Source organism: Paenibacillus sp. J22P277, assembly GCF_059383675.1.
The window spans coordinates 13,886-38,976 of the sequence record NZ_JBXENS010000010.1 but is presented as its reverse complement, the minus strand read 5'-3'; the positions used below and the strand labels follow the sequence as shown (position 1 = coordinate 38,976).

Annotated in this window: 22 protein-coding genes and 1 tRNA gene; 7 read left to right on the top strand and 16 right to left on the bottom strand. The window is 54.4% G+C overall.

The genetic code is table 11. The features are described from left to right. Nucleotides 1-22: 22 nt before the first annotated feature. The 7 genes from tpx (AC50YL_RS31170) to AC50YL_RS31140 form a co-directional block, all read right to left on the bottom strand. Nucleotides 23-541, bottom strand: coding sequence for a thiol peroxidase (gene tpx / locus AC50YL_RS31170; protein WP_494837203.1), 519 nt, complete (start codon nucleotides 539-541; stop codon nucleotides 23-25). Between the two features lie 78 nt (nucleotides 542-619). Further along, entirely contained in the window at nucleotides 620-1,657 is a 1,038-nt protein-coding gene (locus AC50YL_RS31165; protein WP_494837201.1) for an alpha/beta hydrolase, read from the bottom strand. 535 nt (nucleotides 1,658-2,192) lie between these two features. Further along, the gene (locus tag AC50YL_RS31160; RefSeq protein WP_494837200.1) at nucleotides 2,193-6,275 is read right to left on the bottom strand and encodes an S-layer homology domain-containing protein; all 4,083 of its coding nucleotides are present in this window, start codon (nucleotides 6,273-6,275) and stop codon (nucleotides 2,193-2,195) included. A 197-nt stretch (nucleotides 6,276-6,472) separates the two neighbouring features. Continuing rightward, on the bottom strand, nucleotides 6,473-6,991 hold the full coding sequence (tpx, locus tag AC50YL_RS31155) for a thiol peroxidase (RefSeq protein ID WP_494837198.1): 519 nt from the start codon (nucleotides 6,989-6,991) through the stop codon (nucleotides 6,473-6,475). Between the two features lie 78 nt (nucleotides 6,992-7,069). Next, on the bottom strand, nucleotides 7,070-8,107 hold the full coding sequence (locus tag AC50YL_RS31150; RefSeq protein ID WP_494837197.1) for an alpha/beta hydrolase: 1,038 nt from the start codon (nucleotides 8,105-8,107) through the stop codon (nucleotides 7,070-7,072). A gap of 470 nt (nucleotides 8,108-8,577) precedes the next feature. Further along, nucleotides 8,578-9,432 (bottom strand): sulfurtransferase, encoded by an 855-nt coding sequence (locus AC50YL_RS31145; protein WP_494837195.1) that lies wholly within the window; start codon nucleotides 9,430-9,432, stop codon nucleotides 8,578-8,580. 139 nt (nucleotides 9,433-9,571) lie between these two features. After that, on the bottom strand, nucleotides 9,572-9,961 hold the full coding sequence (locus AC50YL_RS31140; RefSeq protein WP_494837194.1) for a hypothetical protein: 390 nt from the start codon (nucleotides 9,959-9,961) through the stop codon (nucleotides 9,572-9,574). Nucleotides 9,962-10,263: 302 nt separating this feature from the next. On the opposite strand from AC50YL_RS31140, the gene AC50YL_RS31135 reads away from it, so the two are divergent. The 3 genes from AC50YL_RS31135 to AC50YL_RS31125 all read left to right on the top strand — a co-directional run bounded on the left by AC50YL_RS31135 (nucleotide 10,264) and on the right by AC50YL_RS31125 (nucleotide 12,128). Further along, nucleotides 10,264-11,127: a hypothetical protein gene (locus AC50YL_RS31135; protein WP_494837193.1), complete on the top strand. Its 864-nt coding sequence runs from the start codon at nucleotides 10,264-10,266 to the stop codon at nucleotides 11,125-11,127. Nucleotides 11,128-11,301: 174 nt separating this feature from the next. Beyond that, the gene (locus AC50YL_RS31130) at nucleotides 11,302-11,808 is read left to right on the top strand and encodes a GNAT family N-acetyltransferase (protein ID WP_494837192.1); all 507 of its coding nucleotides are present in this window, start codon (nucleotides 11,302-11,304) and stop codon (nucleotides 11,806-11,808) included. 116 nt (nucleotides 11,809-11,924) lie between these two features. After that, entirely contained in the window at nucleotides 11,925-12,128 is a 204-nt protein-coding gene (locus AC50YL_RS31125) for a DUF378 domain-containing protein (RefSeq protein ID WP_494837191.1), read from the top strand. 100 nt (nucleotides 12,129-12,228) lie between these two features. Here AC50YL_RS31125 and AC50YL_RS31120 read toward each other — a convergent pair whose 3' ends face one another. The 3 genes from AC50YL_RS31120 to AC50YL_RS31110 all read right to left on the bottom strand — a co-directional run bounded on the left by AC50YL_RS31120 (nucleotide 12,229) and on the right by AC50YL_RS31110 (nucleotide 14,209). Beyond that, a complete protein-coding gene (locus tag AC50YL_RS31120) occupies nucleotides 12,229-13,452 on the bottom strand; it encodes an EAL domain-containing protein (RefSeq protein ID WP_494837190.1) in 1,224 nt (407 codons plus the stop codon). A gap of 127 nt (nucleotides 13,453-13,579) precedes the next feature. Next, nucleotides 13,580-13,894: a 4a-hydroxytetrahydrobiopterin dehydratase gene (locus tag AC50YL_RS31115; protein ID WP_494837189.1), complete on the bottom strand. Its 315-nt coding sequence runs from the start codon at nucleotides 13,892-13,894 to the stop codon at nucleotides 13,580-13,582. A gap of 21 nt (nucleotides 13,895-13,915) precedes the next feature. Continuing rightward, a complete protein-coding gene (locus AC50YL_RS31110) occupies nucleotides 13,916-14,209 on the bottom strand; it encodes a hypothetical protein (protein ID WP_494837188.1) in 294 nt (97 codons plus the stop codon). A 314-nt stretch (nucleotides 14,210-14,523) separates the two neighbouring features. Between AC50YL_RS31110 and motA the strand changes: the two genes are divergently transcribed. Continuing rightward, on the top strand, nucleotides 14,524-15,324 hold the full coding sequence (gene motA, locus AC50YL_RS31105; protein ID WP_494837187.1) for a flagellar motor stator protein MotA: 801 nt from the start codon (nucleotides 14,524-14,526) through the stop codon (nucleotides 15,322-15,324). Beyond that, nucleotides 15,308-16,189, top strand: a complete 882-nt coding sequence (gene motB / locus AC50YL_RS31100; protein ID WP_494837185.1) for a flagellar motor protein MotB — start codon at nucleotides 15,308-15,310, stop codon at nucleotides 16,187-16,189. Before motA ends, motB begins: the two co-directional genes overlap by 17 nt. A gap of 238 nt (nucleotides 16,190-16,427) precedes the next feature. Here motB and cuyB read toward each other — a convergent pair whose 3' ends face one another. From cuyB to AC50YL_RS31075, 5 genes are all read right to left on the bottom strand, one after another. After that, a complete protein-coding gene (cuyB, locus tag AC50YL_RS31095; RefSeq protein ID WP_494837184.1) occupies nucleotides 16,428-17,129 on the bottom strand; it encodes a cysteate racemase in 702 nt (233 codons plus the stop codon). Between the two features lie 71 nt (nucleotides 17,130-17,200). Further along, the gene (locus tag AC50YL_RS31090; RefSeq protein WP_494837183.1) at nucleotides 17,201-18,703 is read right to left on the bottom strand and encodes a Mur ligase family protein; all 1,503 of its coding nucleotides are present in this window, start codon (nucleotides 18,701-18,703) and stop codon (nucleotides 17,201-17,203) included. Between the two features lie 60 nt (nucleotides 18,704-18,763). Then, on the bottom strand, nucleotides 18,764-19,948 hold the full coding sequence (locus AC50YL_RS31085; protein ID WP_494837181.1) for a carboxylate--amine ligase: 1,185 nt from the start codon (nucleotides 19,946-19,948) through the stop codon (nucleotides 18,764-18,766). Nucleotides 19,949-20,196: 248 nt separating this feature from the next. Beyond that, nucleotides 20,197-20,892, bottom strand: coding sequence for a 23S rRNA pseudouridine(2604) synthase RluF (rluF, locus tag AC50YL_RS31080; protein ID WP_494837180.1), 696 nt, complete (start codon nucleotides 20,890-20,892; stop codon nucleotides 20,197-20,199). A 284-nt stretch (nucleotides 20,893-21,176) separates the two neighbouring features. Beyond that, nucleotides 21,177-23,429, bottom strand: a complete 2,253-nt coding sequence (locus tag AC50YL_RS31075) for an ATP-binding protein (protein ID WP_494837179.1) — start codon at nucleotides 23,427-23,429, stop codon at nucleotides 21,177-21,179. 369 nt (nucleotides 23,430-23,798) lie between these two features. Here AC50YL_RS31075 and tadA point away from each other — a divergent pair, with 369 nt between their 5' ends. After that, nucleotides 23,799-24,278: a tRNA adenosine(34) deaminase TadA gene (gene tadA / locus AC50YL_RS31070; protein ID WP_494837178.1), complete on the top strand. Its 480-nt coding sequence runs from the start codon at nucleotides 23,799-23,801 to the stop codon at nucleotides 24,276-24,278. On the opposite strand, the gene AC50YL_RS31065 is transcribed toward tadA, so the two are convergent. Continuing rightward, nucleotides 24,241-24,456: a Spo0E family sporulation regulatory protein-aspartic acid phosphatase gene (locus AC50YL_RS31065; RefSeq protein ID WP_494837176.1), complete on the bottom strand. Its 216-nt coding sequence runs from the start codon at nucleotides 24,454-24,456 to the stop codon at nucleotides 24,241-24,243. The genes tadA and AC50YL_RS31065 overlap by 38 nt on opposite strands. A 310-nt stretch (nucleotides 24,457-24,766) precedes the next feature. On the opposite strand from AC50YL_RS31065, the gene AC50YL_RS31060 reads away from it, so the two are divergent. Next, a tRNA-Arg gene (locus AC50YL_RS31060) sits at nucleotides 24,767-24,843 on the top strand. The last annotated feature ends 248 nt before the right edge of the window (nucleotides 24,844-25,091 follow it).

Genomic DNA, 25,091 nt, shown 5'->3' with positions numbered 1-25,091 from the left:
GCTAATCCACCCAGGAAACGAATCAGATTAATTCGCGAAGCGCGTTCAGAGCGGCTTCATAATCCGGATGATCCGTCATTTCCTTGAGATATTCCACATACTGAACGATGTTGTTGGCGTCCAGAATGAAGATTGCCCTCATGTCCAATTGCAATTCTTTGATGAGTACGCCGTACGCTTCGCCGAATGTGCGGTGTTTGTAGTCGGTGAGCGTAATCATGCGATCGATGCCGGCCGTGGAACAAAATCTGCTTTGCGCAAAAGGAAGATCGACCGAGATGGTGATAAAAATCGCCTCATCGCCAAGTTTCGCTGCCTCTACATTGAAACGTCGCGTTTGCGAATCGCATACGGGGGTATCCAGGGAAGGCACAACCGAAATCAATTTGATTTTACCTGCATAGTCGGATAGGCTTGCTTCCTTGAGTAAATCTTGATTAATCTTGAAATCCGGCGCTTGATCTCCGATTTTCAGTTCCGGACCTACCAGAGTAACGGGGTAACCTTTCGCTGTTGCAACTCCTACGCGTTCTTGAGTCATTGAAATTTCCTCCTTGGTTAATAGATAGATTTTGATTATTGCGGATGTAGATCGGATTAGACGTTGTTACATTTATAATTAATCTCTGCCGGCCTCAACGATTTTCTCGGCAATCATTCCCGGCTGCGTAATTGCCGTGCTGATGTGATCTCCCGTGCCTTCGATGAAACGATAGACTCCCAGACGACTTGATTGCGTCGGATGCCAGCCTAGCGGACCTTGCGGCAGAGCCGTATCTTCATCGAGGTAAAGGAAGCTTTTCGGAATATCGAGACTGTAGAACTTTTTCAGATCTAATTTCTCGTACAATGGACCTGCCGGCTCCGGCTTTGCTTGACTATAAATGGCTTTGGCTACGTCGAGCGAAGCCGTGTTGGCTAGTGTATCTCGAAAGATCGTAAATGGCAGCGCGATCGTATCGTCCGTTGACGCGCTTCTAAGCTGCTTGAACAGATCTTGAATGGGCGCAGGGAACTGATCAACCATGCTTTCACCGTCTTGCGGGACGAAAGCATCGAAGAATACCAAGCGTTTGATGCGATCCGGAATTTGTTCCGCGACTTTCTCGACGACAGTACCGCCGAAGCTATGTCCGAGCAGGACAATGTCATGCAGATTTTTCTCTTTGATGTAATCGACGACGGAGGTTGTAATTTGTTCGTGCGTCACATTTTTGACAGCATTTGCGCCATGTCCTGCATATTCCGGCGTATAGACCGTGTAGCCCATTTTGTGGAGTTCCGCGGCCACGCCATTAAAGTAGCTGCTATCAGCCCAAGCGCCGTGAACGAGTACGAAGGTCAGCGGATGCTGGATGGATTCTTTTTCTCCAACTGCTTTCAGCGTGTCCGCGGTGTCATAGGTCGCGCCATTGATGATTGACTTCGGCTTAAAAATATCGAAACCGTCCACTTGTACATAACCGTTAACCTTGTTGAATGTAATGCGGCTCGGAACAATGTGATACTGATTTACGAGGGTATCGCGTACCGATACGAGCGAAGTACCTTTTCCCACGTTTTGCGCTGCGGCGTTAACCGGACTGCTAAGATTCAAGCTAAGTAACGCAAACGAGGCAACTAACGATGCAGTGACGATTTTGGCTTTCAAGTTCATGATAAAAACCTCCTGATAAGTTTGATTTTTAGTAGTGCGTCCAAGCATTCGATCCATCGTGCATTTCCGTGTCCATTTCGCTCTGTTCCGCCAACATCTTTCGCCTTACTCCTTCTCCTTACTTTTTATTTGAGCTCCTGAGTAGAATAATAACAAACTGAAATTCGCGTAACCGTGACTTTGTCACACTCGATTAAAAAATACGCCGAGCACTATCCATTATCAAAAGTAACCGTTAAAGATGGCTTCCTCCGCCTTTTGTCTGCATACACGGCATACGAGCGAGTGTTTGCTTCAACCTGCTCTGTAGGTACTTTCGGGGATCGTTTGTTGACTCCGCGTTGACTTCGGACAATAAAAAACACCGCCAGGGCATAGAAGCCGATTGGCGATGTATTCATTGGTTACATTCTGTTATAAGTCTTTTAGGTTCTCTTCGTCTCCGGTAGCGATTGGATTTTCTCCATAACTATTATTCCGACAGTTTCAGCAGTTCATTGCGCGGCAACTAAAGCCGCCGCATTATCTTCAACTCTTAAGCAAAGTGCAGTACCTTGAGAAGCCTGTACAACAGGTACGTGCTTTCTTGCCTGGATGCCGGATGTTCGGGCTGGAACTTGAACGAATCGGAGCCTGATAGCAGGATCCCTTCGTGCACAGCCTTCTGGTAGGTTGGCACAAACCACTTCGTCAATTGCAAAGCTTCCGGCACCTTGACGCTTGAAGCATCTGAAGTATCAGGATGCACATAATCGTAAGCTCTGGTAAGCATAACAATCATCTCTTGCTGCGTAATGGTTTGGTCGGGTTTAAATGATGTCGGGGAATATCCCGTAATTAAGCCGGCGGATACAGCCGCATCGATATCCTTTACATACCAAGCGCCTTTCTTAAGGTCCGTGAATGGGCTTGCCGCGTTGCCGCCGCTCGGCAGAATGCCCAGTGAGCGATTAAGCAAGGCGGCGAATTCCGCACGCGAAATCGATTGTTCAGGTTTGAACGTTCCGTCCGCAAATCCTTTCAGAACCAGTCGGTGGGTCAAGGCCTCAATACTTTCACGGTATATACTGTTTGCCGCAACATCTTTATAGGATGTTTGTCCGGTACGAACGACGGTATACACGGAGTTGCCTTTTTTGAACAAGGATACCCGCAGAACGCCGTCCTTCCATTCGGCATTAATGGGAACGGGCACGAATGCTTTCGTTACGGGATCATACGTTAATCCTGCCAACTGATCTAGAGGCAGCTGCCCGGTCTTAATAATCAATTCATGCTCTATATAAGCAGAATACGCATTCTTCTGCGGGCTTCCCTCGCCATCGGTAACCGTAACGGAGAAATCTACCGAACTGCCCAACGACCGCGAGCCGCTTCCCGCCAATTGTTTGGTCAAGAGCGCTTCATAATCCGAGCCTGCTCTCTCAATGGAAATGACGACATCGGATGCTGTCTTGCCGAGCCCGTCGAGCAATGCCTTGACCGGAATTTTCCAAGATCCATTCGGCGTTGCGATTTGAAGTGACGATGTCGCTTCGAGCGCAACCATGTCCGACAGAGACTTCCGCTTCAGCAACACTTCGTACCGATCCACTGTGTCTTCCGAGTTCACTCGGAAGACCTTCGCGTTCTTGAACGCTTCGTTCTTAGCAAGCTCCGCAACTCCGTCATCCTTCAACTGCAGCTTCACAAGCTGCTTACCATCCTGCGTGGTCGACTTTTTCGTATCCCACGGCATGTCGGATGCCGGTTGATCGGTTGGCATGTCGCCTCCCTCTTCTGGTGCATCTCCAGTTGGTATTCCCCCTCCTGGCGGCGTGCTACCTCCTGGCTGCGTGCCGCCTCCCGGTGTACTGCCTCCTGGGGTGCCGCTATCCGGCACGCCTACCTCCGGAACAGTTACCAGTAAAGGATCGCTATAGTACTTCCCGATGCTTCTGCGAGTCAATACTAATTTGTCGCCGGGTTTTCCGAGATCTTGTATATTCAGATCCAAACTATTCTGCGACATTGTTTCCGTATCCATGTATACGAAGAGGTTGCTTCCATTTTTGCGAACCCATATTTGATCGCGATACGAAACGCCCTTTACCGTAATCCGATCCGAGCCCGTAGCATTATTTACAATCGTTACGTCCGATGAAGAGATGGACGTTGACTTATATTCGTTGAATGCAGCCAGCTTGAATAAGGGGCCAATATTACCCTGTGCATCTTCCAATAGGACCGTGATTCCGATTGCACCTGCCGGCAAGGTAACATCATTGATGGCTTCTGCGTAAGCTGCCTTGCCTGCATCCACAGTCCTGATGGATCCGCCCAGCAGCTGACCTCCATCCGTAAAGAACAAACTATACTTCCCGTCCTTCGGCTCATCAAGAGCCGGCTTCCATGCAACCGTCCCGCCAAAATGGTCGGCACGCGCATCCGTATCCGTAAGACGAATGTCTTGCGCCATGTAAGTCGGGGAATCCCATAAAGGCCCTAGCACAAGACTGCCGGAATCGGATATGGAGCCCTTGATCAAGGGAACGACGCCGATTCTAACGGCACCTGCCGGAACGGCAAGCTCTTGGAAAATATAATAACGATATACTTGATCGATTCGATATTGACTCGTAACATTTCCGATATACCCCAACTTATTTCCCTGTTCATCCGCAAAATACAGATTGTAGGAGTCAATGCCATCTTCTTCTTCGGATCCCGTAAAATAAATACTGCCGTAGATTTTGCCTGCTTCATCATCCTCGTCCACAAGCAAGGGTTCACCCGTCGTACTCGCATTCGCAGCATAGGCGAGCAGCGCATCCATATCCGCGAAGTAATAAAGCCGTTTCTCGCTGGACACATACACAGAACCATTATCTGAAACATGAACATGCAAGGCTATAAACGGCAGATTTACTTTCTTTGCCGCCGTATCCCGATCATAAATCGCGTTCATGCCGAATACCCATTGCCCTTTGGCATAAATGATTTGTTCCGGGTATGTGGCTTGCACGGACAGGTCCATTGACTTCAACCGGTTGTTATTAAAGTACACATCCGTTCCGTCCGCATGCACATAACGCTGCTGTACGTAATTTGGGCTATTGAGCGGTGATTGTGCCACAAAAGCGAATCCATGATTCGCCGTCGAGAAGCTAGCTATTCGGCTGCCCGTTGAATGGGAATCCGCAGCGTACAGCATTTGGTTGGCCTGATCCCAAAACAAGCTCGGTTCGTAGGAAGACAAATAATTTTTCTCTGTTCCGTCAGCTCGATTTAGAACGCGAAGCGGTTGGTGTTGGGAATAACCCGCGTAAAATAGCCAATCCTCGCTCGGCGAGATCCGGTAAGGATATTCGATCGTCGGGATTCGGGCAAACCTACCGCCCGGCAGCAGCGCATCGGATACCTTGATCGTTCCGATGTTATTCTCGCCGGAAAAGGCGACGTAGATCGTATCGTCCAACAGTTCGATGTCCGACGGCTTAGAACCGGTCGCAAGCGTGTTAACGACCTGATTCGTCGCTTTATCCACTACGAGCAGATCGTTCGATTCTTCGGAGATGATAAACAGATACGGCGTGGCATCATTAGTCGCCATGTCGGCGATGGCATGATTAGCCTGGAAATACTCCGGTCCCGCCGCAGCCAACATCAACTGGTCGGGCTCCGGCTGTCCTACGGAGTACGCTTCAATCGTGCGTACGTCCTTATTGTATAAGTACAAGATATCCGATTGCGCGGATATTAAGGCGCGCTTCGTTTGATAGGCATAATCCGCGACTTTCTTTAGCGTGTCTTTCTCATAGACCGCCTCTTGCGTGAGGACATAACGATCGTTTACGGCCGCAATTTGAGCGTAAGAATTTTCGCTTGACGGATAGGTGCCATAAACCCGCTTCAGATCGTTTCGATCGATTTTTGATCCTGCATAGTAGACGTAATCGGCATCCGCAAAAATTTTCTCGTTCGGGTAGTACAGATGATTGCCGTCATAAGATCGGGACTCGCTTAGCTTCTCATTCGTCAGATAATTGAGCTTTACAAAGTCGCTCCCGGACCAGAAAGGCTCCCCGATATAGACACTGTTCGTAGACTCGTCGGCAAGCAGCGAAGCCTTGTCCGTATTATACATATAAGCATTCGTTTCATCAGAGAACCGATACTTGTATGTCCCATCCGCCGTTGAATAGAGAAGATAGGTAGACGTGGCGGCTAGATAATATGAATTCCCCGACGTTGTAATTGGGGCTAGAATGGTTTGGCTTGTTAAATCCACGCGTGCGATTTTACTTTCTCCGGATAACGCGATGTAGAGTATATGGCCATATTTGCTCATCGCATTAGGCGCGGAGCCTACTGTCAGCGTTTTGACAACCGACAAATCAGTTGCATTCAGGATAGAAAGCTCATTGGTTGTAGCGGACAAAATATAAAGCATCCCCGATTCCTCGTCTAATTGCCAATCCGCAATGTCCTTGGTCCAATTCGCAAGATGCCCCTCCGACGCTGCCTCGCTAGCCTTAGCTGCCTGTGAGAACGGTATAGATATGCTCATACAAAATAAGCATACTGCGACAATACCTATGTAAACCTTTCGCATAAGATCACGTTGATCTTGCTTCATTCCCTTAATCCTCCACTCAAATGATTCTATTAGAAATGTAATTATTCGTGATACAATTCCATTTCCCTACAAGGAAAAATAAGAATGTTTGGTAAACAGAATTGGCCTCCGAACAGAATCCATGCAGCAAAAAGACACTGAGATCCTGCCCCTCAGCGTCTTTTTTTATGATACTGTTAATCCTCCCCGGAAACGAATTAGACTAATTCGCGAAGCGCGTTCAGAGCGGCTTCATAATCCGGATGATCCGTCATTTCCTTGAGATATTCCACATACTGAACGATGTTGTTGGCGTCCAGAATGAAGATTGCCCTCATGTCCAATTGCAATTCTTTGATGAGTACGCCGTACGCTTCGCCGAATGTGCGGTGTTTGTAGTCGGTGAGCGTAATCATGCGATCGATGCCGGCCGTGGAACAAAATCTGCTTTGGGCAAAAGGAAGATCGACCGAGATGGTGATAAAGATCGCCTCATCGCCAAGTTTCGCTGCTTCTACATTGAAACGTCGCGTTTGCGAATCGCATACGGGGGTATCCAGGGAAGGAACAACCGAAATCAATTTGATCTTACCTGCATAGTCGGATAGGCTGGCTTCCTTGAGTAAATCTTGATTAATCTTGAAATCCGGCGCTTGATCTCCGATTTTCAGTTCCGGACCTACTAGAGTAACGGGGTAACCTTTCGCTGTTGCAACTCCTACGCGTTCTTGAATCATTGTAAATTCCTCCTTGGATTATAGATAGATTTTGATTATTGCGGATGTAGATCGGATTAGACGTTGTTACATTTATAATTAATCTCTGCCGGCCTCAACGATTTTCTCGGCAATCATTCCCGGCTGCGTAATCGCCGTGCTGATGTGATCGCCCTCGCCTTCGATGAAACGATATACCCCCAGACGACTTGATTGCGTCGGATGCCAGCCTAGCGGACCTTGAGGCAGAGCCGTATCTTCATCGAGGTAAAGGAAGCTTTTCGGAATATCGAGACTGTAGAACTTTTTCAGATCTAATTTCTCGTACAATGGACCTGCCGGCTCCGGCTTTGCTTGACTATAAATGGCTTTGGCTACGTCGAGCGAAGCCGTGTTGGCTAGTGTATCCCGAAAGATCGTAAATGGCAGCGCGATCGTATCGTCCGTTGACGCGCTTCTAAGCTGCTTGAACAGATCTTGAATGGGCGCAGGGAACTGATCCACCATGCTTTCACCGTCTTGCGGGACGAAAGCATCGAAGAATACCAAGCGTTTGATGCGATCCGGAATTTGTTCCGCGACCTTCTCGACGACAGTACCGCCGAAGCTATGTCCGAGCAGGACGATATCATGCAGGTTTTTCGCTTTGATGTAATCGACGACAGAGGTTGTAATTTGTTCGTGCGTCACGTTTTTGCTGGCATTTGCGCCATGTCCTGCATATTCCGGCGTATAGACCGTGTAGCCCATTTTGTGGAGTTCCGCGGCCACGCCATTAAAGTAGCTGCTATCAGCCCAAGCGCCATGAACAAGTACAAAGGTCAGCGGATGCTGGATGGATTCTTTTTCTCCAACTGCTTTCAGCGTGTCCGCGGTGTCATAGGTCGCGCCATTGATGATCGACTTCGGCTTGAAAATATCGAACCCGTCCACTTGAACATAACCGTTAACCTTGTTGAACGTAATGCGGCTGGCAGCAATGTGATACTGATTAACGAGGGTATCACGTACCGATACGAGCGAAGTGCCTTTTTCCACTGTTTGAGCGGCGGCGTTAACCGGACTGCTCATATTCAAGCTAATTAATGCAAACGAGGCGACTAAAGATGCAGTGACGATTTTGGCTTTCAAGTTCATGATAAAAACCTCCTGATAAGTTTGATTTTTAGTAGTGCGTCCAAGCATTTGATCCATCGTGCATTTCCGTGTCCATTTCGCTCTGTTCCGCCAACATCTTTCGCCTTACTCCTGCTCCTTACTTTTTATTTGAGCTCCTGAGTAGAATAATAACAAACTGAAATTCGCGTAACCGTGACTTTGTCACACTCGATTAAACTAATAATAAGTTGTCGTCTATTGCCCTGATTCGGAGTTCGGCCATTTGTTTCAGGTGACGAAAACAAGGCTGGGTATACGGTCTATCGCTTTACCGCAGATCACGATAGACGCCCTTAAACGGCAAAAAGTCCTGCTCGCGCAGGACAAGCTGGCGGCAGGACCCAAGTATACTCAGCCGACGTTGTTGATTCGCCGTTGACTTTGGATATACAAAAGAAGCCGCCATGGCCCTCGGGCTGCATGACGGCGTATTTGTCATTCAGATATTGCTATGCCATGTTTGGCGCTTCTTCATCACCGATAGCGATTGGATTCTCCCCATAACTAACCCAATCACTCCAACTCCCCGCATACAACCGCACATTGCTAAATCCCGCTTCCTGCAATGCAAGCACGTTCGGGCAAGCCGTCACGCCCGAGCCGCAGTACACGATCGTCTCGCGCTCCTTGTCCAGCCCGTCAAACCGCGCAGCCTGCTCATCCGCGCTCTTCCACTTGCCGTCCGCGCCGCGGCCTTCGGCCCAGAAGCGGTTCAGCGCGCCCGGGATATGCCCGGCCACGCGGTCGAGCGGCTCGACCTCGCCGCGATAGCGCGGCGCTTCGCGGGAGTCGATCAAGGTCACGTCGTCGCGGCCCAGCTTCTCGCGTACTTCATCCATCTCCACGAGCAGGTTATGCTGCACCGTCGCGAAGAACGGCGCCGGGATGAGCACCCGCTGATCCGCGTTCACCGGAAACCCAGCGTTGACCCATGCCGTATACCCCTCGTCCATCACGTAGACCGCTTCGTGGCCGAGGTACTTCAGCAGCCACCACAGGCGCGAAGCCATCGCGCCGCCCTGGTCGTCGTACGCGACGACGCGCGTCTCGTTGCCGATGCCGACGCGGCTGAACGTCCCCGTCAGCTGCGCGATGTCCGGCAGCGGATGGCGTCCGCCATGCTCCTCGATCGGCGCGGACAGGTCCTTTTCCAGATCCAGATACACGGCGCCGGGGATATGCGATGCCTCATACGCCTCGCGGCCGGATGCCGGCTTGCCGAGCTGGAACCGGCAGTCGACGATGACGATGTCCGATTCATACATGCGGGCGAGCAGCCATTTGAGTGATACGATATTAGTCATTTCTTGATTCCGCCTTCCATCTTCATTTCATGCGTTCTATTATAACGGAAAATGCCCAGCCGGAGAAATCAGGAGGGCGTAAAGCCCTTGCACCCAGCCTAAGCTTCATCCGATTACCTTCGTTCACTCTGGCATCAGATCAAAACTGGTCCGTAATATCGCGCCAGCTTGTCCAATCGGGCAGCTTCTGCAAGCCCCAGTACGCCAGGAACATGGTCATGACCTCCTCCACGTCCGCAGTCGAATAGCTGTAATGCTTGAACGATCCGTCAGGATGATCCAGCCGCAGCTCGACGGTGATGCCGTTCTCCGCATCCCCCGACGGGACGGCCTGCATATAGCTGCTCCCCTCGATCGGCGCGCTCGGATCCAGTACGATAAAATCATTCGGATCCAGATCGAGGTTTCCAATAAGCTCGCGAATCAGCGACGCTTCTATCGCCTCGTTCGCGTATGTCGCCCCTTGCGTCGTAATGGTGTAGGTCAAGCCGCGATGGCCCGCAAAGCTCAAGTCCGTGGATTCCTTCATCCCATTCTCCTCCTTGGCTGCTCTACTTGTTGGTCTTCTGCCATTCCCCTACCAGTATAACGGCAACGCGCGAAATGTTCGATATCCCTTCCGCCAGCCCCCAGCAACGACCTGCATTATTCACGCATCTGCCTACGGACCCCGCCTTCTAACCCTCAAATACCCCCATCCGGAGGACCGCGAGCCCGCGCCGCTACAGCGTTTACAATTCCTGAATCTTCCATAGATGATCCGTTAACAAAACTGCCCTACGATCTAATCGGACCTAGCGCGTCCCCCATTCGATCGAAGGAGATGAATTTATGTTCAAACGTTTGTTAGGCACGACCGCCGTCATTATCGCCCTGGGCGCCACGCTCGTCACGGAAGCCGGCGTTGCGCCAGCCCCGGCGCATGCGGCAGGCAACATGGTTCCCGACTACGAGGTCAAGCTGCTCATGAACCCAAGTGCCGTGCTCGGCTCGGACTTCAAGCTGACCAGCACCGTCCTGAACGCGTTCTCGATGCCGACTACGGTCACGAAGATGAACGTCGCGTTCCTCGACACGAACGCCGAAGACATCTACAGCAACGGCTGGAGCCCGCGCATCCGCAAGATGGAAGGCGAAGACGATTTTGAACTGGACTACAAGAAACGCTACGCGATCACGAACAACAACATCAACGCCGCGCTGACGCAAGCCAACAACGACGGGTTCGACTCCGGCGACGAAGACTACGATGCGCAAGTGGAGTGGGGCTACCAGAACAAGACGCTCAGCATCACCCGCGAGAAGAGCGGCAGCAAGAAAGGCTACGACGGCATGGACCTCCCGTCGATCGGCGACGCCCGCAGCCTGATGATCAACAACGCGCCGGATAAATTCAACGACTGGCTGAACGACGACTGGGGTACGGACAAGCTCGACGACTCCCGTTACTACGGCCCGATCCTGGCCAAACGTTCCGTCGGCACGTGGAGCGGCATGGAGCTGTACATCGAAGTGTGGCCGATCCGGAACGCGGCAGGCACCGGCACGGAATACGTCGTCGAAGCTTCGTTCAAAACCGACAGCGCGACCACCGCATCCACCAAGCATGACCAACTGATCGCCTTCCTGCAAAGCAAAGGCTGGTTCCTCGCGCAGGATTCGCTGAAGACGCAGCTGATCATGGACCGCTACTAATCGAATCCCGCGTCCGACCCGCAGTTCCTAGGTGCCCGCTCCCGGCGGGCATCTTTTTTATGCGCTTGCGCCGTCCCCCGCTTTTCCCGCTCCTTCGGATTTGTTAGTATGAAAGAACCAGATTGCATGCGACCTGCATCATGACGACCATCTTCCACCGAGGAGTCCACAGCCATGTCCAATCCGCACCCGTTTCCGCCGCGCTTCAACGTCGTCCCGCTGTCCGAGAAGCTTGCCGAGCAGCTGTCCTCCTGGCGGTACGAACCGCCCTTCGATTTCTACAACTGGACAACCTGGCAGGTCATGCTGGAGCTGGGCATCGAGTTCGGCGACCCCGACATCCGCAACCGGCAGTATGCCGCCGTGACGGACGCGGACGGCGATTTCATCGGGTTCGCGCAGTTCTTCCCGCTGCTCGGGCTGACGCGAATCGGGCTGGGCCTGCGGCCCGATCTGTGCGATCGAGGGCTTGGCGTCCCTTTCGTGCTGGCGATTGTGGCGGAAGCGATCCGCAGGGCGCCGGGAGACGAGATCGATCTGGAGGTGCATACCTGGAACGTCCGCGCGATCCGCACTTACCAGCGGGCGGGTTTTGTCATCACCGATACCTACGCGAAACAGACCCATACGGGGCTGGTCGACGTTTATTGCATGTGTTATTTGCCGGGCGAGGCGCAATAACGGCAAGCCGCCGTATAAGTAAACGCTTTCATTTACAAAATCAAAACGTGCTAATTTCCAATGCCGCCGCATATCCGTAATAGTGTCACGCGTTACGACAACAAGGAGGCGGTCCAATGAAAGTTTTGAACATCATCAGCTTGATCATTCTCATTCTCGGCGGGTTGAACTGGCTTATTGTGGGGCTTTTTGAGTATGATGTCGTTTCGGAGATTTTTGATGGGTCGGATTCCGTCGGAGCCAAGATCGTGTACATCATTGTCGGGGTGGCAGCGCTCTACAGCCTGTCGTTCTTCTCGAAGGTTGCCGCGGACGAGTAGAAGCCGCGCGTCGCTGTCATGCATACGGCATTCCTAAGCCGAGCCCGCCGCTTTGCGCATCCGTGCGCGACGCGCGGGCTTTTGTTGTTCCGCCTCGCCCCTATCGTTCGCCGTCCACGTCGGCGGCATCGAGAAACAGGATGCAGCTGCCGCCCACCGGTACCGAAATCGTGCGAATCCGGTCGAACGAATCCAAGTCCGTATACGCCTGCGATACCATGGCGCGCGGCCGCCCCACCAGCTCGACCGAGATCGGGATAAAGTACGGCCGCCAGCTCCAGTTCAGCCCCTTGAACGCCGGCTGCCGAAGCCACGCATCTCCTTCCCCGCTCCCGCGCTGGTAATTCGAGCTGATCTGAATGCCGTCGCGGCTGCACATATAGATCCGCATCCAGGACGTATCCGCGAGACCCGGAAGCAGTCGTTCGATGAACGAATCGCAGCCGCTTCCATCCATCGTCTCTTCCCAGGCCGCATCCACGGCAAGCCGCAGCTTCGCCGCCTCGCCGCTCCAGTAGCGCTCCGCCTGCCGCATCCGCGTTCGCCGCCGGTCCAGCCCCTCCTCGATGAGGGCCGCGAAGCTGCCGGATGCCCGAAACTCCGCTTCGGCCGGCGCGAACAGATACCCCTGCAGATACCGCGCGCCGATCTCGATCGCCCGCTGCATGTCCTGATCCGTCTCGACGCCCTCCACGAGCAGCGATGCCCCGATCTGGTCCGCCAGCATCGAGAAGGAACGCAGCACGCCGTAATACCCGCTGTGGCTCTCGCTCCGCTTCAGCATGTGGATATCGATCTTGAGGATATGCGGCTGGATCTGCGCGATCCGGTCCATGTTGCTGAACCCGCTCCCCACGTCGTCGATCGCGATCAGGCAGCCTTGGTTGCGGTATAGGTCGATCACGGAGCGCAGCTGCTCCATGGGATCGAGGAACGACTCCTCCGTGACCTCGATCACGACCCGCCGCGGATCGATATCGTATTTGTCGAGGAGACGCAGCGTCGGCAGCTCGCCGGTCATCGCGAAGGTCTGGTAGATCCACGAAGGCTTCAAATTGATGAACAGCCTGCCGTCGTCCGGTCCGGATGCGGCGAATTTGGCAAAGGCCATCTCCCGCAGCTGCCGGTCCACCTGGATCTGCTCCGCCATCGGCACCGACTTGTCGGCGAAGAACGGCCCGATGCTGCGCACGCCGGCCTCGGTACGGACGCGTCCCAGCGCCTCGTAGCCCATGATGCGTCTCGTGTCGAGCGCCAGAATCGGCTGGTAATACGGCACGAGCCCCTTCGCCATATCCTGCCGCATGTCGTCTGCATTCCTCATCGCCGTGGCTCCTCGACTCGATTTATGTCATATTTTCTCACATTGATTGATTTCCCCTATTGTAAAATAGCCGCGAAGCCTTGTAAAGTCCGATCTCCCGCCTGCTTGGCACGCAAAAAAACGCCGATCACCGCTGCCCGGCAATCGACGCCTTGTAAGCTTCGTTATAGCGCTGCGCAGATGCCATATCCAGCGCCGTCAACCCGCCGGCATGCCAAGTCGTGAGCCGCAGCGTCACTTTCTTGTAATCGATGCCGATGAACGGATGATGATTCAGCTCCTCCGCGATCTCGGCCACCTGCCCGACGAAGGCGATGGCGGCAGGAAAGCTGACAAATCTATAGCTGCCGGCGATCCATTTCTCGTCCTGCCGCGTCCAGCCTTCCAGCTCGGCGATGGCGGCATCCGCGGCTTCCGCCGTCAGCTTCTCCAGCTTCGCCATTCGGGATCACCTTCCCTAGCCTCAGATTAAGCGGATGATCCGGCTTTCCTTCTCATCCACGGACACTTCGATGATATGATGCTTGGGCCGGTACGTGACCACGCCGTGGCCGACATGGATGACCGGATCTTCCCCGAGGGCATAGAACACGTCGTCCGCCAGCGCCTCCATCAGCTCCAGCCGCTCCGTCTCGCCGAGCTCCTCCCACTCCGTCGTCTCCATCTCGAAGAACGTATATCCGTCCCCGATCGAATGCATGGCGTCTTTCAATTCCACCAATATATCCTCATACTCTCTCGCATGCTTTACGCCCATTATCGCTGCCTGCCTTTCCGCTTGTATTTCCAGCCGCTTACTCCCTATTCTACACGAATTGGGACGAAAACTCCTAAAACATCCATTTTGCTCTAATCTACAGATTGAATTTGACGATATAAAGTAGAGAAAGATGAATGGTTTGAATGTACAACCGTGAGGTTGGACATGCAGCATTCAGCTACACTGATTGGTTTGCGTGTTCGATCGAACATGCAGCAACCAGCGTCCCTACAAGCATCATGCCCCCCAGACTTGAGCGGCGATTGCCGGTTCATCATAGTCTCTACTCTTAAACTTAGACGAGGTGTGTCATGGAAAAATCCACAATTATCGGTATCGTACTCGGACTTATCGCCGTTCTGCTCGGGATGACGCTCAAGGGTGCGCCCATCGAAAACCTGCTCAACCCGGCAGCTTTTACCATCATTATCGTCGGAACGGCGGCCTCGTTATTCATTGGGTTCCCGCTGAAAGAGCTAAAAAAATTCCCGAAGCTCATCAAAATGATCTTCGTCGAGCAAAAACTGCTTCCGCGCGAAGAAGTTATCTCCCTCTTCATGGAGTGGGCAACGATCACGCGCCGCGAAGGTTTGCTCGCACTGGAGTCGAAAGTCGACGAGATCGAAGACCTGTTCCTCCGCAACGGCATGCGGATGATCATAGACGGCAATGACCAGGACCTCGTTCGCGACGTTCTCCTCGAGGACATCGCGGCAACGGAAGAACGCCACCGCGCGGGCGCGCTGATCTTCTCGCAAGCCGGCATGTACGCGCCGACGCTCGGGGTGCTCGGAGCCGTTATCGGGCTGATCGCCGCACTTGCCGACATGAGCGACATGGCCAAGCTCGCCCACGCGATCGCGGCCGCATTCGTTGCTACTCTTCTAGGTATATTCACCGGCTACGTATTGTGGCACCCGATCGCCAATAAGCTGAAGCGCCTCTCCAAGAATGAAGTCGAGCTCCGCCTCATGATGGTCGAGGGCCTGCTGTCCATTCAATCCGGCGTGTCCACGATCGCGATCAATCAGAAGCTGTCCGTCTTCCTGACGCCGACCGAGCGCTTCAAGATGAATCAGAGGGGAGCGGAAGCGATTGAGCAAAAAGCATAAAAAAGAGCATCACGAGGAGCATGCCGACGAAACCTGGCTGATCCCGTATGCCGACTTGCTGACGCTGCTGCTCGCTTTGTTCATCGTGCTCTACGCCATGAGCTCTACGGATTCGAAGAAGTTCCAGGACATGAGCAAAGCCTTCAATATCGCCTTCAGCAGCGGCATCGGCGTGCTCGAGCAGTCCTCGGTCATCTCCCAGGCCAATCAATTCGAGTCCACCCAGGATCCGAAGCGCCATGAGGACACCAAGGACATGTCGGAGGAAGAACGCCAAGCGCTGCAGCAGAAAGAGCAGCAGGACCTCGAGAAACTGAAGCAGCAGGTGGACAAGTATATTCAGTCGAACGGCCTGACCACGCAGCTGGATACGAAGCTCAACCAGTCGCAGCTGACGATCACGATCAGCGACAGCTCGCTGTTCGCGCCGGGCAGCGCCAGGGTCAAGCCCGAATCGCGCAAGCTGGCCATCGAGATCTCCAACATGCTGACCAAGTATTCGGACTACGAGGTCGTCGTCTCCGGCCACACCGACAACGTCCCGATCAACAACGACGAATTCGAGTCCAATTGGGAGCTCAGCTCCATGCGGGCCATCCGGTTCATGAACATCGTGCTCGATAACAAACAGCTGAATCCGCGGAATTTCAGTAACATCGGATACGGCGAATACCGCCCGATCGCGAGCAACGATACGGCGGACGGACGTTCCAAGAACCGACGCGTCGAGGTGTCCATCATCCGGAAATACGCGGACGCCGCAAAATCCGTCAGCGTCTCGTCCGCTTCGACGGCAGAAGCCAAGACGCCGGCCGCAGGCGCCGCAGCCAAAACCGGCACAACGGCCAATGCGGCCACGAAATAAAAAGCATTGCCTGCTAACAAAACCGCCGGGAGCGCAGCTCCCGGCGGTTTTGTTGTTCTATTCACTTCTGCCCCGCCGAATGCGGCGGTCACATCCGACTCATTGCGGTGGCCACTTCCGGCCCACCGGGTGCGCCCGGATCGCCGGCTTCCGCTCAGCCTAGCCGATTGCGCCGGCACGGTCGATTACGCTCAGACCGACCGCTCAGACCGACCGATTCCCCCGGACGCACACCGCCTCACTTCGGCAGCGACAGCTCGATCGACCGCCGGACGAGCACGTCCATCGCGTCGATGCTGACCTTCTTCGTCTCTTCGCCGAGTTTGACGATCGACAGCTCCGTGCAGGCAATGATGACGCAGCTGCAGCCGTCCTTCGTCACCATATCGCGGATCAGGCCCTCCAGCTCGGCAGGATCGCTTGTAATGCCTCGTTTGATATCGCGGTAGATAATGTTCATGACCTGCTGCTGCACGTCTGCCACGGGCTCGTGCGGGACCATGCCGTACCTGCGGGCCGATTCGCTGTAGATCCCGCTCCGAAGCGTCCCGTTCGTCGCCAGAATCCCCACCTTGCCGCCGCTCCCGAACGTATCGCGAATCTCCCGCATCGTCTCTTCGACCATGTCGATGATCGGGATCGTCGTCATCGCCTGCATCTCTTGGATGTAGTAGTGCGCCGTGTTGCACGGCATGGCGATGTTCGCCACCTCCGCGTATTCCAGCAGGCGGATATCCTTCTCGATCTCCCGCAGGAACAGCTCGCCGGTATTTTCCAATATGACATGGGTGCGATCCGGCAAGGAGGCATGGTTCAGAACCACCATATCGATATGGTCTTGATCCCTGTCGGCCACCGTGCTTTCGATAATTTGATCGATGAATACGGACGTCGCTTTCGGTCCCATTCCGCCCAGAACACCTAACCGTTTACGTTCCATGACTCAACCTACTTTATATATGAAGTAATCGTTCGTTTGTCGTCCTATGCGCCCCTGCGGCCAACCCTGCCTTATTCGCCTGCGTTCGAGCCCTGCTGCTGCTCCAGCAGCGCCAAGGCGATGGCCCCGCCGGGATCCATCCCTTGGCAGCCGGCGAGCAGGATGAGGTCGCCGCGCTTCGCCTGCGCCAGCGACGCGCCGATGGCTTCGGGCAGCTCCGCGTACAACTTCACTTCGATGCCGGCCGCGTTCATGACCTCCAGGAACACGTCGACTTCCTCGTCGGACACGATATTATGCCGGTTCACGTGCGACTGGCTGCGCGTGGCGATCAGCTCGCGTTTCTCGAGCGTGTTCATCCATTTGACGATCGAATCCGCGTTCTCGCGGTTGATGATCGGCCCGCGGGCGCCGCGGATCGCGTAGACCAGGTGGAAGTTCTCGTATTCCATGTACCGCAAGGTCTCCAGCGTCACGTCGATGTTGCCGGGATTGGCAAAATGATCGTCGATGATCGTGAACGCATCCTCGTGAATGAATTCGAACCGGCGCTCCACGCCGCCGAACGTGCGCAGCGTCTCTTGGATCGTCGCGACGGACACGCCGCACAGCAGCGCGATGGCGATGGCTGCCATGGAATTATAGACGGAATGCAGGCCCGGGATGCGCAGCTCCACGCGGAACTCGCCCGGTTCATGCTTGATGCCGCCGGCTTGGAACGGCTTCATGATCTCAACCGTGAATTTTGCGCGTCCGGTGGACAGGTCGAGATCCTTGCAATGCAGCGTGCCTTCGCGGCTCTTCATGCCGAACGTCACGACCGTCGCGCGCGTTTGCGTCGCCAGGGAGGCCGCATGCTCGTCGTCCAGGTTGAGGACGGCGAAGGCATCCTCGCCGGCCCGCCTGATCAGCTGCGATTTCGCCGCGAAATAGTTCTCGAACGTGCCGTGCGAATCGATATGCTCGCGGCTGAGGTTGTTGAAGCAGACGATGTCGTAGTCCACGGTCTCGACGCGGTGCGACTCCTGCGCCGCCGAGGACACCTCCATGCTTACGTGGGTAACGCCGCGGTCGACCATTTGTTTCAGATACGACTGCAGATCGAGCGATTCCGGCGTCGTCAGCTCGGACGGGATTCGTTCGTCGTCGATTTTGACCACGACCGTGCCCATCATGCCGGTCTTGAAGCCGTGCTGCTCGAGAATCGCGTTCGTCATGTACGTGGTGCTCGTCTTGCCGTTGGTGGCGGTAATGCCGATCATCGTCATCCGGTCCGCCGGATGGCCGTAGAAGCCGCTCGCCAGCTGCGCCATCGCGATCCGGCTGTTCGGCACGACGTACTGCGGCACGGCAACGTCGGGCTGGATGCGTTCGACGATCGCCGCAACCGCGCCGCGCTTCACGGCATCGCCCAGATACTTGTGCCCGTCGGTGCTGTAGCCCGTGATGCAGACGAACAGCTCGCCCGGCGCCGTCTTCTGCGAATGATAGGAAATGCCGGTTATCTCGATATCCCCGGCATGAAAGGTTTCGGTTACGCTCGTTTCTTTCAGCAAATCCTGCAATCTCGTCATAGCAATGGTCCTTTCCTCGAAAGCGCGGCCTATCTAGCACGTTCCTGCCGCGCCCGCTTCCTATCTTCTCGTGAATCTGCCCATCGCTTTGCCCGCGATCATGCCGAAGAAGGCGAAGGCCGGCTTCGGATCGCTCCAGCTCCAGATCGCCGGGGCCTTCGGCTTGAAGTAGGATCGGACGACTTGTCCCACCGTCAACTGCCCGGTGCGGATATAGTTCCGAACCGCCATCAGATCCTCGTACGCATACCAGAATACGAGGCCCGTGTTCCGCGTGACTGCATGCGGCGCCATCGGCTTGCCCGTCAGCTCCATGTAGGTGATATAAGGGATATTGACGCCTGCCTTATAAAGCAGGTTGTTCAGGTTCGTGATGCGCACGTTGATTTCGATCAAGTAGTATTGGCCGGTCTCGGCGTCCTTCTTGAATTCGATCTCGGCGAAGCCCTTGAACCCGACCGCCTCGAAGAACTTCGCGCCCAGCTCGTACAGCTCCGGCACGTAACGCTGGCCCGTGTAGACGGAAGCGCCGAAGTTGATCGGATACTGGCGGAATTTCTGGCAGGTCACCCAATGGGTCACCTTGCTCTCCTGGTTCATGTACGCATCGAACGTGTACATGTGGTCGTCGAAGCCCGGAACGATCCGCTGCACGATAACCTCGAGGCCCGCTTCATGCGACTTGGCGATGGCCTCGTCCAGCTCCTGGCGGTTGTTCGCTTTGAACAGTTTTTTGCGGAATTTCGCGACGAACGCCGGCGAATCCGAGGGCTTGATGATGCAGGGATATTTGATGACGGCATCGATTTTGGCATAGAAATCGTCTTCCCCGACGCGGACCGTCTCCGGAACGGCCACGCCGAGCTCCAGCGCGATGCGCTGCAGCGTTTCCTTGTTCATCAGCTTCGTGTAAAGCCCCTGCTCCGTTTGCGGAATCAGGAAGCTCTCCCGCAGCTCGTCCAAGTATTCGTCTACGATTTCGACATAGTTATCATGGCAGGGGATCAGAACCGGCTTCTCGCTCTGCTTCGCCGCGTAGTCTTTCAGGAACTTGATAAATCCGCGCGGATCTTCCTTATAATGCGGGGAAACGAGCCGCTCGGAACAATATTTCGACTTCACGGCGTACGTGTTCTTGTCCGTATAATCGACCGCAACCGTATGTATGCCATGGATGCCCAGACAACGAATCGTGCTCAATCCGATATAATAATTGCAACCTAATATGACGGCCTTGCTGCTCATGAACGATCGCACATCCCGCTGGACAATATTTTTTGTAAAACCTCTATGCAAAGTTGGGACAATCCTTTATAATTTTACTTCATGTTTTATAGGATGGCAAGATGAAACGCCCGCCGCCGCCCCGCCTCTGCCGCATGGCTGCGCGTTTTCATAGATTCCGCTAACGGCAAAAAACCAACACCGCCCGACGTTCGCGTCGAACCGATGTTGGTTTTGTCGTTATTTCCCGGGAAAGCGCCGCGAGCCGCTTAGCGGTAATCCAGCAGGTCGAACAGCTCGCTCAGCTCGCCCTTCGTCAGATCCCGCCATTTGCCGTTCGCCAGCTGGCCCAGGTGAATATTCATGATCCGCACCCGGCGCAGCTTGCGGACGTTGTAGCCGAACGTCTGGCACATGCGGCGGATCTGGCGGTTCTTCCCTTCGGTCAGCGTGATCCGGAAGACGCGGTCCGACTCCTTCTCCACTTTGCAGGGCAAGGTCATCGAACCGAGTATGCGGACGCCTTCTCCCATCGCCTTCAGGAAGCGCGGCGTGACGGGACGATCGACCGTCACGATGTATTCCTTCTCGTGCTTGCCTTCCGCGCGCAGAATCCGGTTGACGATGTCGCCGTCGTTCGTCAGCAGGATCAGCCCTTCCGAATCCTTGTCGAGCCTGCCGATCGGGAAGATCCGTTCCTCGTGACCGATGAAATCGACGATATTGCCCGCGACTTGTTCCTCCGTGGTGCTCGTGATGCCGACCGGCTTGTTCAGCGCAATGTAGACATGGTGCCTCTGCTCGCCGATCGGCTGCCCTTCGACGCGTACGTCGTCGCCAAGCTCCGCCTGGCTGCCAAGCTCCGCCATGATCCCGTTGATCGTGACTTTGCCCAGCTCGACGAGCTTGTCGGCTTCCCGTCTGGAGCAGAAGCCGGTCTCGCTAATAAACTTGTTAATCCTCAACTGACTTATTCACCCCGCACGTGATCCCCTGAACGAATACCGGCTTTTCACCGTCATTGCAGCGTTCCCGTAAAATTTTGACGATCGGCGTATGGCGATATTCCGAAGCGTCCGCCGCACGGCGTGCTGACGGCGCCTTGTAGTTCCATCCTCGATCCAATTGCAGCAAGCAGGCGGACGCGTCCACCGCGGGCCGCCGCCCTCTTCCGAAGCGCAGCCTGCGACAGGACAAGTCCTTGCCTCTCTTGTATGTTATTGTACATGAAACCGCGAATCCCTGCTTGCTAGGCCGCCGAATTGTCGTCCCGGTACAGCGGCAGCGTAATCATCACGGTCGTGCCGACGCCGACTTTGCTCTTGATTTCAAAGGTGCCCTGATGACTCTGAATGATGCGCTGGCTGACCATGATGCCAAGGCCGGTGCCGGCATCCTTGTCCGTATAGAACGGATCGCCGAGCTTCGCGATCTTCTCCTCCGGAATGCCGATGCCCTGATCCGCGATCGAGACGCACAGCTGCCGCTCGTGATGGCGGATCGCGATCGTGATCTCCCCGCCTTGCGGCATGGCTTCCATCGCGTTCTTCAGCACGTTGATGAACACCTGCTTCATCTGGTTCTCCTCGCAGGAGATCCGGCATTCCTCGTAGCCGAAATCGGTCACGAACATGACGTTGCACAGATGCGCCTGACTGTCGAGCAGGGAGATGACGTCGCCGAGCGTGAAGCGAATGTCCTTCACCTCGAAACGGGTGGCCTGCGGCTTGGCCAAGATCAGGAATTCGCCGACGATCAGATTGATCCGGTCAAGCTCCGACAGCATGATGTCCACGTGCCGCGTATTCAGCTTCGCCGTCTCCAGCTGGAGCTGCAGAAAGCCGCGCAGCGTGGTCAGCGGGTTGCGGATCTCGTGCGCGACGCCGGCCGCCAGCTGTCCGACGGTCGTCAGCTTCTCGGAGCGGCGCAGCAGCTCCTCCATCTTATTGCGGCTCGTCATGTCCCGCGTGATGCTGGCGATGGCGTGGATGTTGCCGTGCCTGTCGCGGATCGGCGACGTCGTGACGCTGACGGAGATCCACTCGCCGCTCTTCGTGATGCGCGTCGTCTCCCGCGCGGTCAGCGGCTTGCCGGACTTCAGCAGGTCGAGCGTCCGGCGCTCCTCGTCCCGCAGATGCTCCGGCACGAGCGAGAGCAGCCGGCCGATCGACTCCTCCGTCGAATACCCGAACAATTGCTCGAACGCCCGGTTTACCTGCGTGATGCGCCCATCCAGATCGACGACGTGTATGGCGTCGGTCGTCTGATTAATGAAGGATTCCAAATATTCTTTCATGGTGCGGTTCTCTTCGAAGGCCGTCTTCAGCTTCGCCATGTAGATGCCCAGATTCTTGGACATCGCGTTCACGCGCTGCGCCAGCTGCCCCAGCTCGTCCTTGCGCTTCACTTCGATCGAGCTGTCGAAGCGGCCGACCGATACCTCGTTGACCTTCCATAGAATCGCGCGAACGGGGCGAAGCAATATTTTGGACAGCCAGTAGCTGCAGATGATGACGATGCACAGCAGCACCGCCGATATATAAAGCTGATTGGTACGCTGCTCGTCCATCAGCCGCATGAGCGGTTTCTTGTCCAGCACGAGTCCGATCACGTACGGCTTCGGCTGCTGGATGAGGATGAAGCTCTTGATCACATCGCGATTATGTATGGTCGTATAGCGAAACACCTGCTTGCCCTTCAGCGCCGTATGCACGTCGTTTACGTCCGCGGCGGTGCTGCGGTACTCGTACGTGCCGAACGGAATCGGGAGCTCCGCGAGTTCTTTGCTGCTGATGATGGATGGGATGCGAATCGCGGCATCGGCCTTGAATACGTTCGGGTTGAAGCCGGTAATTTCAAGAATGGTCGGGTTGCCGGCCTTCATGTCGTCGAGATAAGCGGTCGAGTGCGCCATCTTCTGATAATCGCTCAGTTGGTCGCTTTCCAGATAACAGCGGATGATGTAGTCATGCTCGCTGTCCGTATAGAACGTTTCCTGACCAAGCAATACGGCGTTTCCGTTGCTCGAGCGCGCGTCCGGACCGACCCAGAACTGATAGTTCTTGTCTTCCTCGTCCCGCACGATCAGTTGGCGCTCGGTCCAGGTCGTGCTGACCGTGCCGACTTCTTTGGGTTCCGTGGACAGCACGATGGAGTAGTTGGTGCCGATCTTCTTCATCACGGACAATCGGGAGACGCCGACATGGGCGGCGACCTGTTCAAGCTGCTCGCTTGTAAGCTCGGCGACGTTGCGGGGCAGTTGATCCGACGCGGAATAGGAAGCCATCTTCAGCTTGTCGATCAGCACGGACTGCACGAACTCGTTCTCGCCCGTGTTCTGCATCACATCCGCCGCAATCTGCCTCGTGATCGACGTCATGCTCATCTCGACATCCGATCTCAGATTGACCCTCGTCGAATATTCGTTCAAAATGACATTGAGCAAGAGCAGGACGAATACGATCAGCGATATCATAAATGACAGCTTAATCTTGACCGACAATATGCGACACACCCTTTTTCAAGCTTGTGGACATCCTATTTGGATCATAACATAATTGTAAAAAAATGAAAGCCACTCCCTGCGCGGTTTCCATGCTCACAGCGGGTGCGATTTCTGTGATCAAAGATGCGGACCGTTTGCGGATTGGAGCGGCATTCGACGGATTATCCACAGATTTTTTCAATATTAACAGGCACTTTGGATAATTTGTGAGCAAATCTGTGAGCAATTCCATGTTATCCACATTTCTGTCCACAACCTGTTAACAACGAATATTTGTTCGTGGCACAATTCGCGTTTTATCGACAGTCGAGACAGGTCGAACAGACCCTCGACGCTACATTGGGATAGGAAAGAGAGGGAATTCGCGTGAACGAAACAGATTATTTTCGGGAAGAGGATTTTCGGTGGATGCAAGCCGCTATCGGCGAAGCCAAGCGTGCGGAGGCCATCGGCGAGGTGCCGATCGGCGCGGTTATCGTCAAGAGCGGGGAAATCATCGGCAGAGGGTATAACTTGAGAGAAACCAATATGGATCCGACCGCGCATGCGGAAATGATCGCGATTCGGGAAGCAAGCCGGCATTTGGAGGCATGGCGTCTGCTCGATTGCACCCTGTATGTCACGCTCGAGCCCTGTCCAATGTGCGCGGGCGCGCTTGTCCAGAGCCGGATCCGAAAGGTGGTGTACGGCACACCGGACCCTAAGGCCGGTTGTGCCGGTACATTAATGAACCTGCTCCAGGAGCCCCGCTTCAATCACGAGACCGAGCTCGTGGGCGGACTGCTGCAGCAAGAATGCTCGGATATGCTTACCCAGTTTTTCCGTCGTTTGCGAGGGCGTGTTTAGCGGAGGATCGAAGAAGTTCTTCTCGCTGCATTTGCTGCAGCATCACGATCAACTGATCGGCTTCTTCGCTGATGGCAAGTACCTCAGGGTCAGTTAAACTTCCGCGTGCTTCGGCCATTTCAAACAACTTCGTGCGAAGCACCTGCAATTCATGGAGTAAAGTTATTTTGTCGTTCATGACGCCCTCGGGACCGCTCCTATCGCATCATCTTCGGTTACAGATAGTAACATTTCTATTATATACGCATATCGTTGTTATTTTTGTAAAATCTTGTCGACAAACAACGTCGCATTCCGGTTAATATATCGACATCATTCAACACGATCCATGCAATTAAGACTAGTTCCTTCCGACTTTGGATCTAATTAAAACCATTCGAGAAATTCGAAACCGGAGACCTGTCCGAAGAAGCTCCGGCCAGAGCCAAATTCTCTTTTCCGGCAAGTTGCGTCGTCCGCGCCCTTCATGCTATTATTATCCTTGCCGCGCGCCCGTAGCTCAGCAGGATAGAGCGACAGTTTCCTAAACTGCAGGTCGTACGTTCGAATCGTATCGGGCGCGCCATACTTAACTTGCAAAACCCTTGCTAATCAAAGGGTTTTTTATTTTGCCCTTGATAGACTATTGCGCAAATTACTGCTATTGGGAACGGATGTCTAACTACCTAAGCCTTTTACAGTTTAACACACATCAGCAAATTGGTGTAGATTGTCAATAAAGCAAATTTTGATAAAGGTTGGGTATTACGTGGCGAATGGCATAGCGAATGGCAAAAACCAAAGGCCTGTTCCTGGTGTACCGCGGTTGAGCCT

What these genes read in the sequence shown, in the direction of transcription:
- motA (WP_494837187.1), top strand. Translation starts at nt 14,524, where the DNA reads ATGGAAAAATCCACAATTATCGGTATCGTACTCGGACTTATCGCCGTT.
- cuyB (WP_494837184.1), bottom strand. Translation starts at nt 17,129, where the DNA reads ATGGAACGTAAACGGTTAGGTGTTCTGGGCGGAATGGGACCGAAAGCG.
- tpx (WP_494837203.1), bottom strand. Translation starts at nt 541, where the DNA reads ATGACTCAAGAACGCGTAGGAGTTGCAACAGCGAAAGGTTACCCCGTT.
- AC50YL_RS31125 (WP_494837191.1), top strand. Translation starts at nt 11,925, where the DNA reads ATGAAAGTTTTGAACATCATCAGCTTGATCATTCTCATTCTCGGCGGG.
- AC50YL_RS31090 (WP_494837183.1), bottom strand. Translation starts at nt 18,703, where the DNA reads ATGACGAGATTGCAGGATTTGCTGAAAGAAACGAGCGTAACCGAAACC.
- AC50YL_RS31165 (WP_494837201.1), bottom strand. Translation starts at nt 1,657, where the DNA reads ATGAACTTGAAAGCCAAAATCGTCACTGCATCGTTAGTTGCCTCGTTT.
- AC50YL_RS31115 (WP_494837189.1), bottom strand. Translation starts at nt 13,894, where the DNA reads ATGGCGAAGCTGGAGAAGCTGACGGCGGAAGCCGCGGATGCCGCCATC.
- tpx (WP_494837198.1), bottom strand. Translation starts at nt 6,991, where the DNA reads ATGATTCAAGAACGCGTAGGAGTTGCAACAGCGAAAGGTTACCCCGTT.
- AC50YL_RS31150 (WP_494837197.1), bottom strand. Translation starts at nt 8,107, where the DNA reads ATGAACTTGAAAGCCAAAATCGTCACTGCATCTTTAGTCGCCTCGTTT.
- AC50YL_RS31135 (WP_494837193.1), top strand. Translation starts at nt 10,264, where the DNA reads ATGTTCAAACGTTTGTTAGGCACGACCGCCGTCATTATCGCCCTGGGC.
- AC50YL_RS31120 (WP_494837190.1), bottom strand. Translation starts at nt 13,452, where the DNA reads ATGAGGAATGCAGACGACATGCGGCAGGATATGGCGAAGGGGCTCGTG.
- AC50YL_RS31110 (WP_494837188.1), bottom strand. Translation starts at nt 14,209, where the DNA reads ATGGGCGTAAAGCATGCGAGAGAGTATGAGGATATATTGGTGGAATTG.
- AC50YL_RS31160 (WP_494837200.1), bottom strand. Translation starts at nt 6,275, where the DNA reads ATGAAGCAAGATCAACGTGATCTTATGCGAAAGGTTTACATAGGTATT.
- AC50YL_RS31065 (WP_494837176.1), bottom strand. Translation starts at nt 24,456, where the DNA reads ATGAACGACAAAATAACTTTACTCCATGAATTGCAGGTGCTTCGCACG.
- AC50YL_RS31085 (WP_494837181.1), bottom strand. Translation starts at nt 19,948, where the DNA reads ATGAGCAGCAAGGCCGTCATATTAGGTTGCAATTATTATATCGGATTG.
- AC50YL_RS31145 (WP_494837195.1), bottom strand. Translation starts at nt 9,432, where the DNA reads ATGACTAATATCGTATCACTCAAATGGCTGCTCGCCCGCATGTATGAA.
- AC50YL_RS31130 (WP_494837192.1), top strand. Translation starts at nt 11,302, where the DNA reads ATGTCCAATCCGCACCCGTTTCCGCCGCGCTTCAACGTCGTCCCGCTG.
- AC50YL_RS31140 (WP_494837194.1), bottom strand. Translation starts at nt 9,961, where the DNA reads ATGAAGGAATCCACGGACTTGAGCTTTGCGGGCCATCGCGGCTTGACC.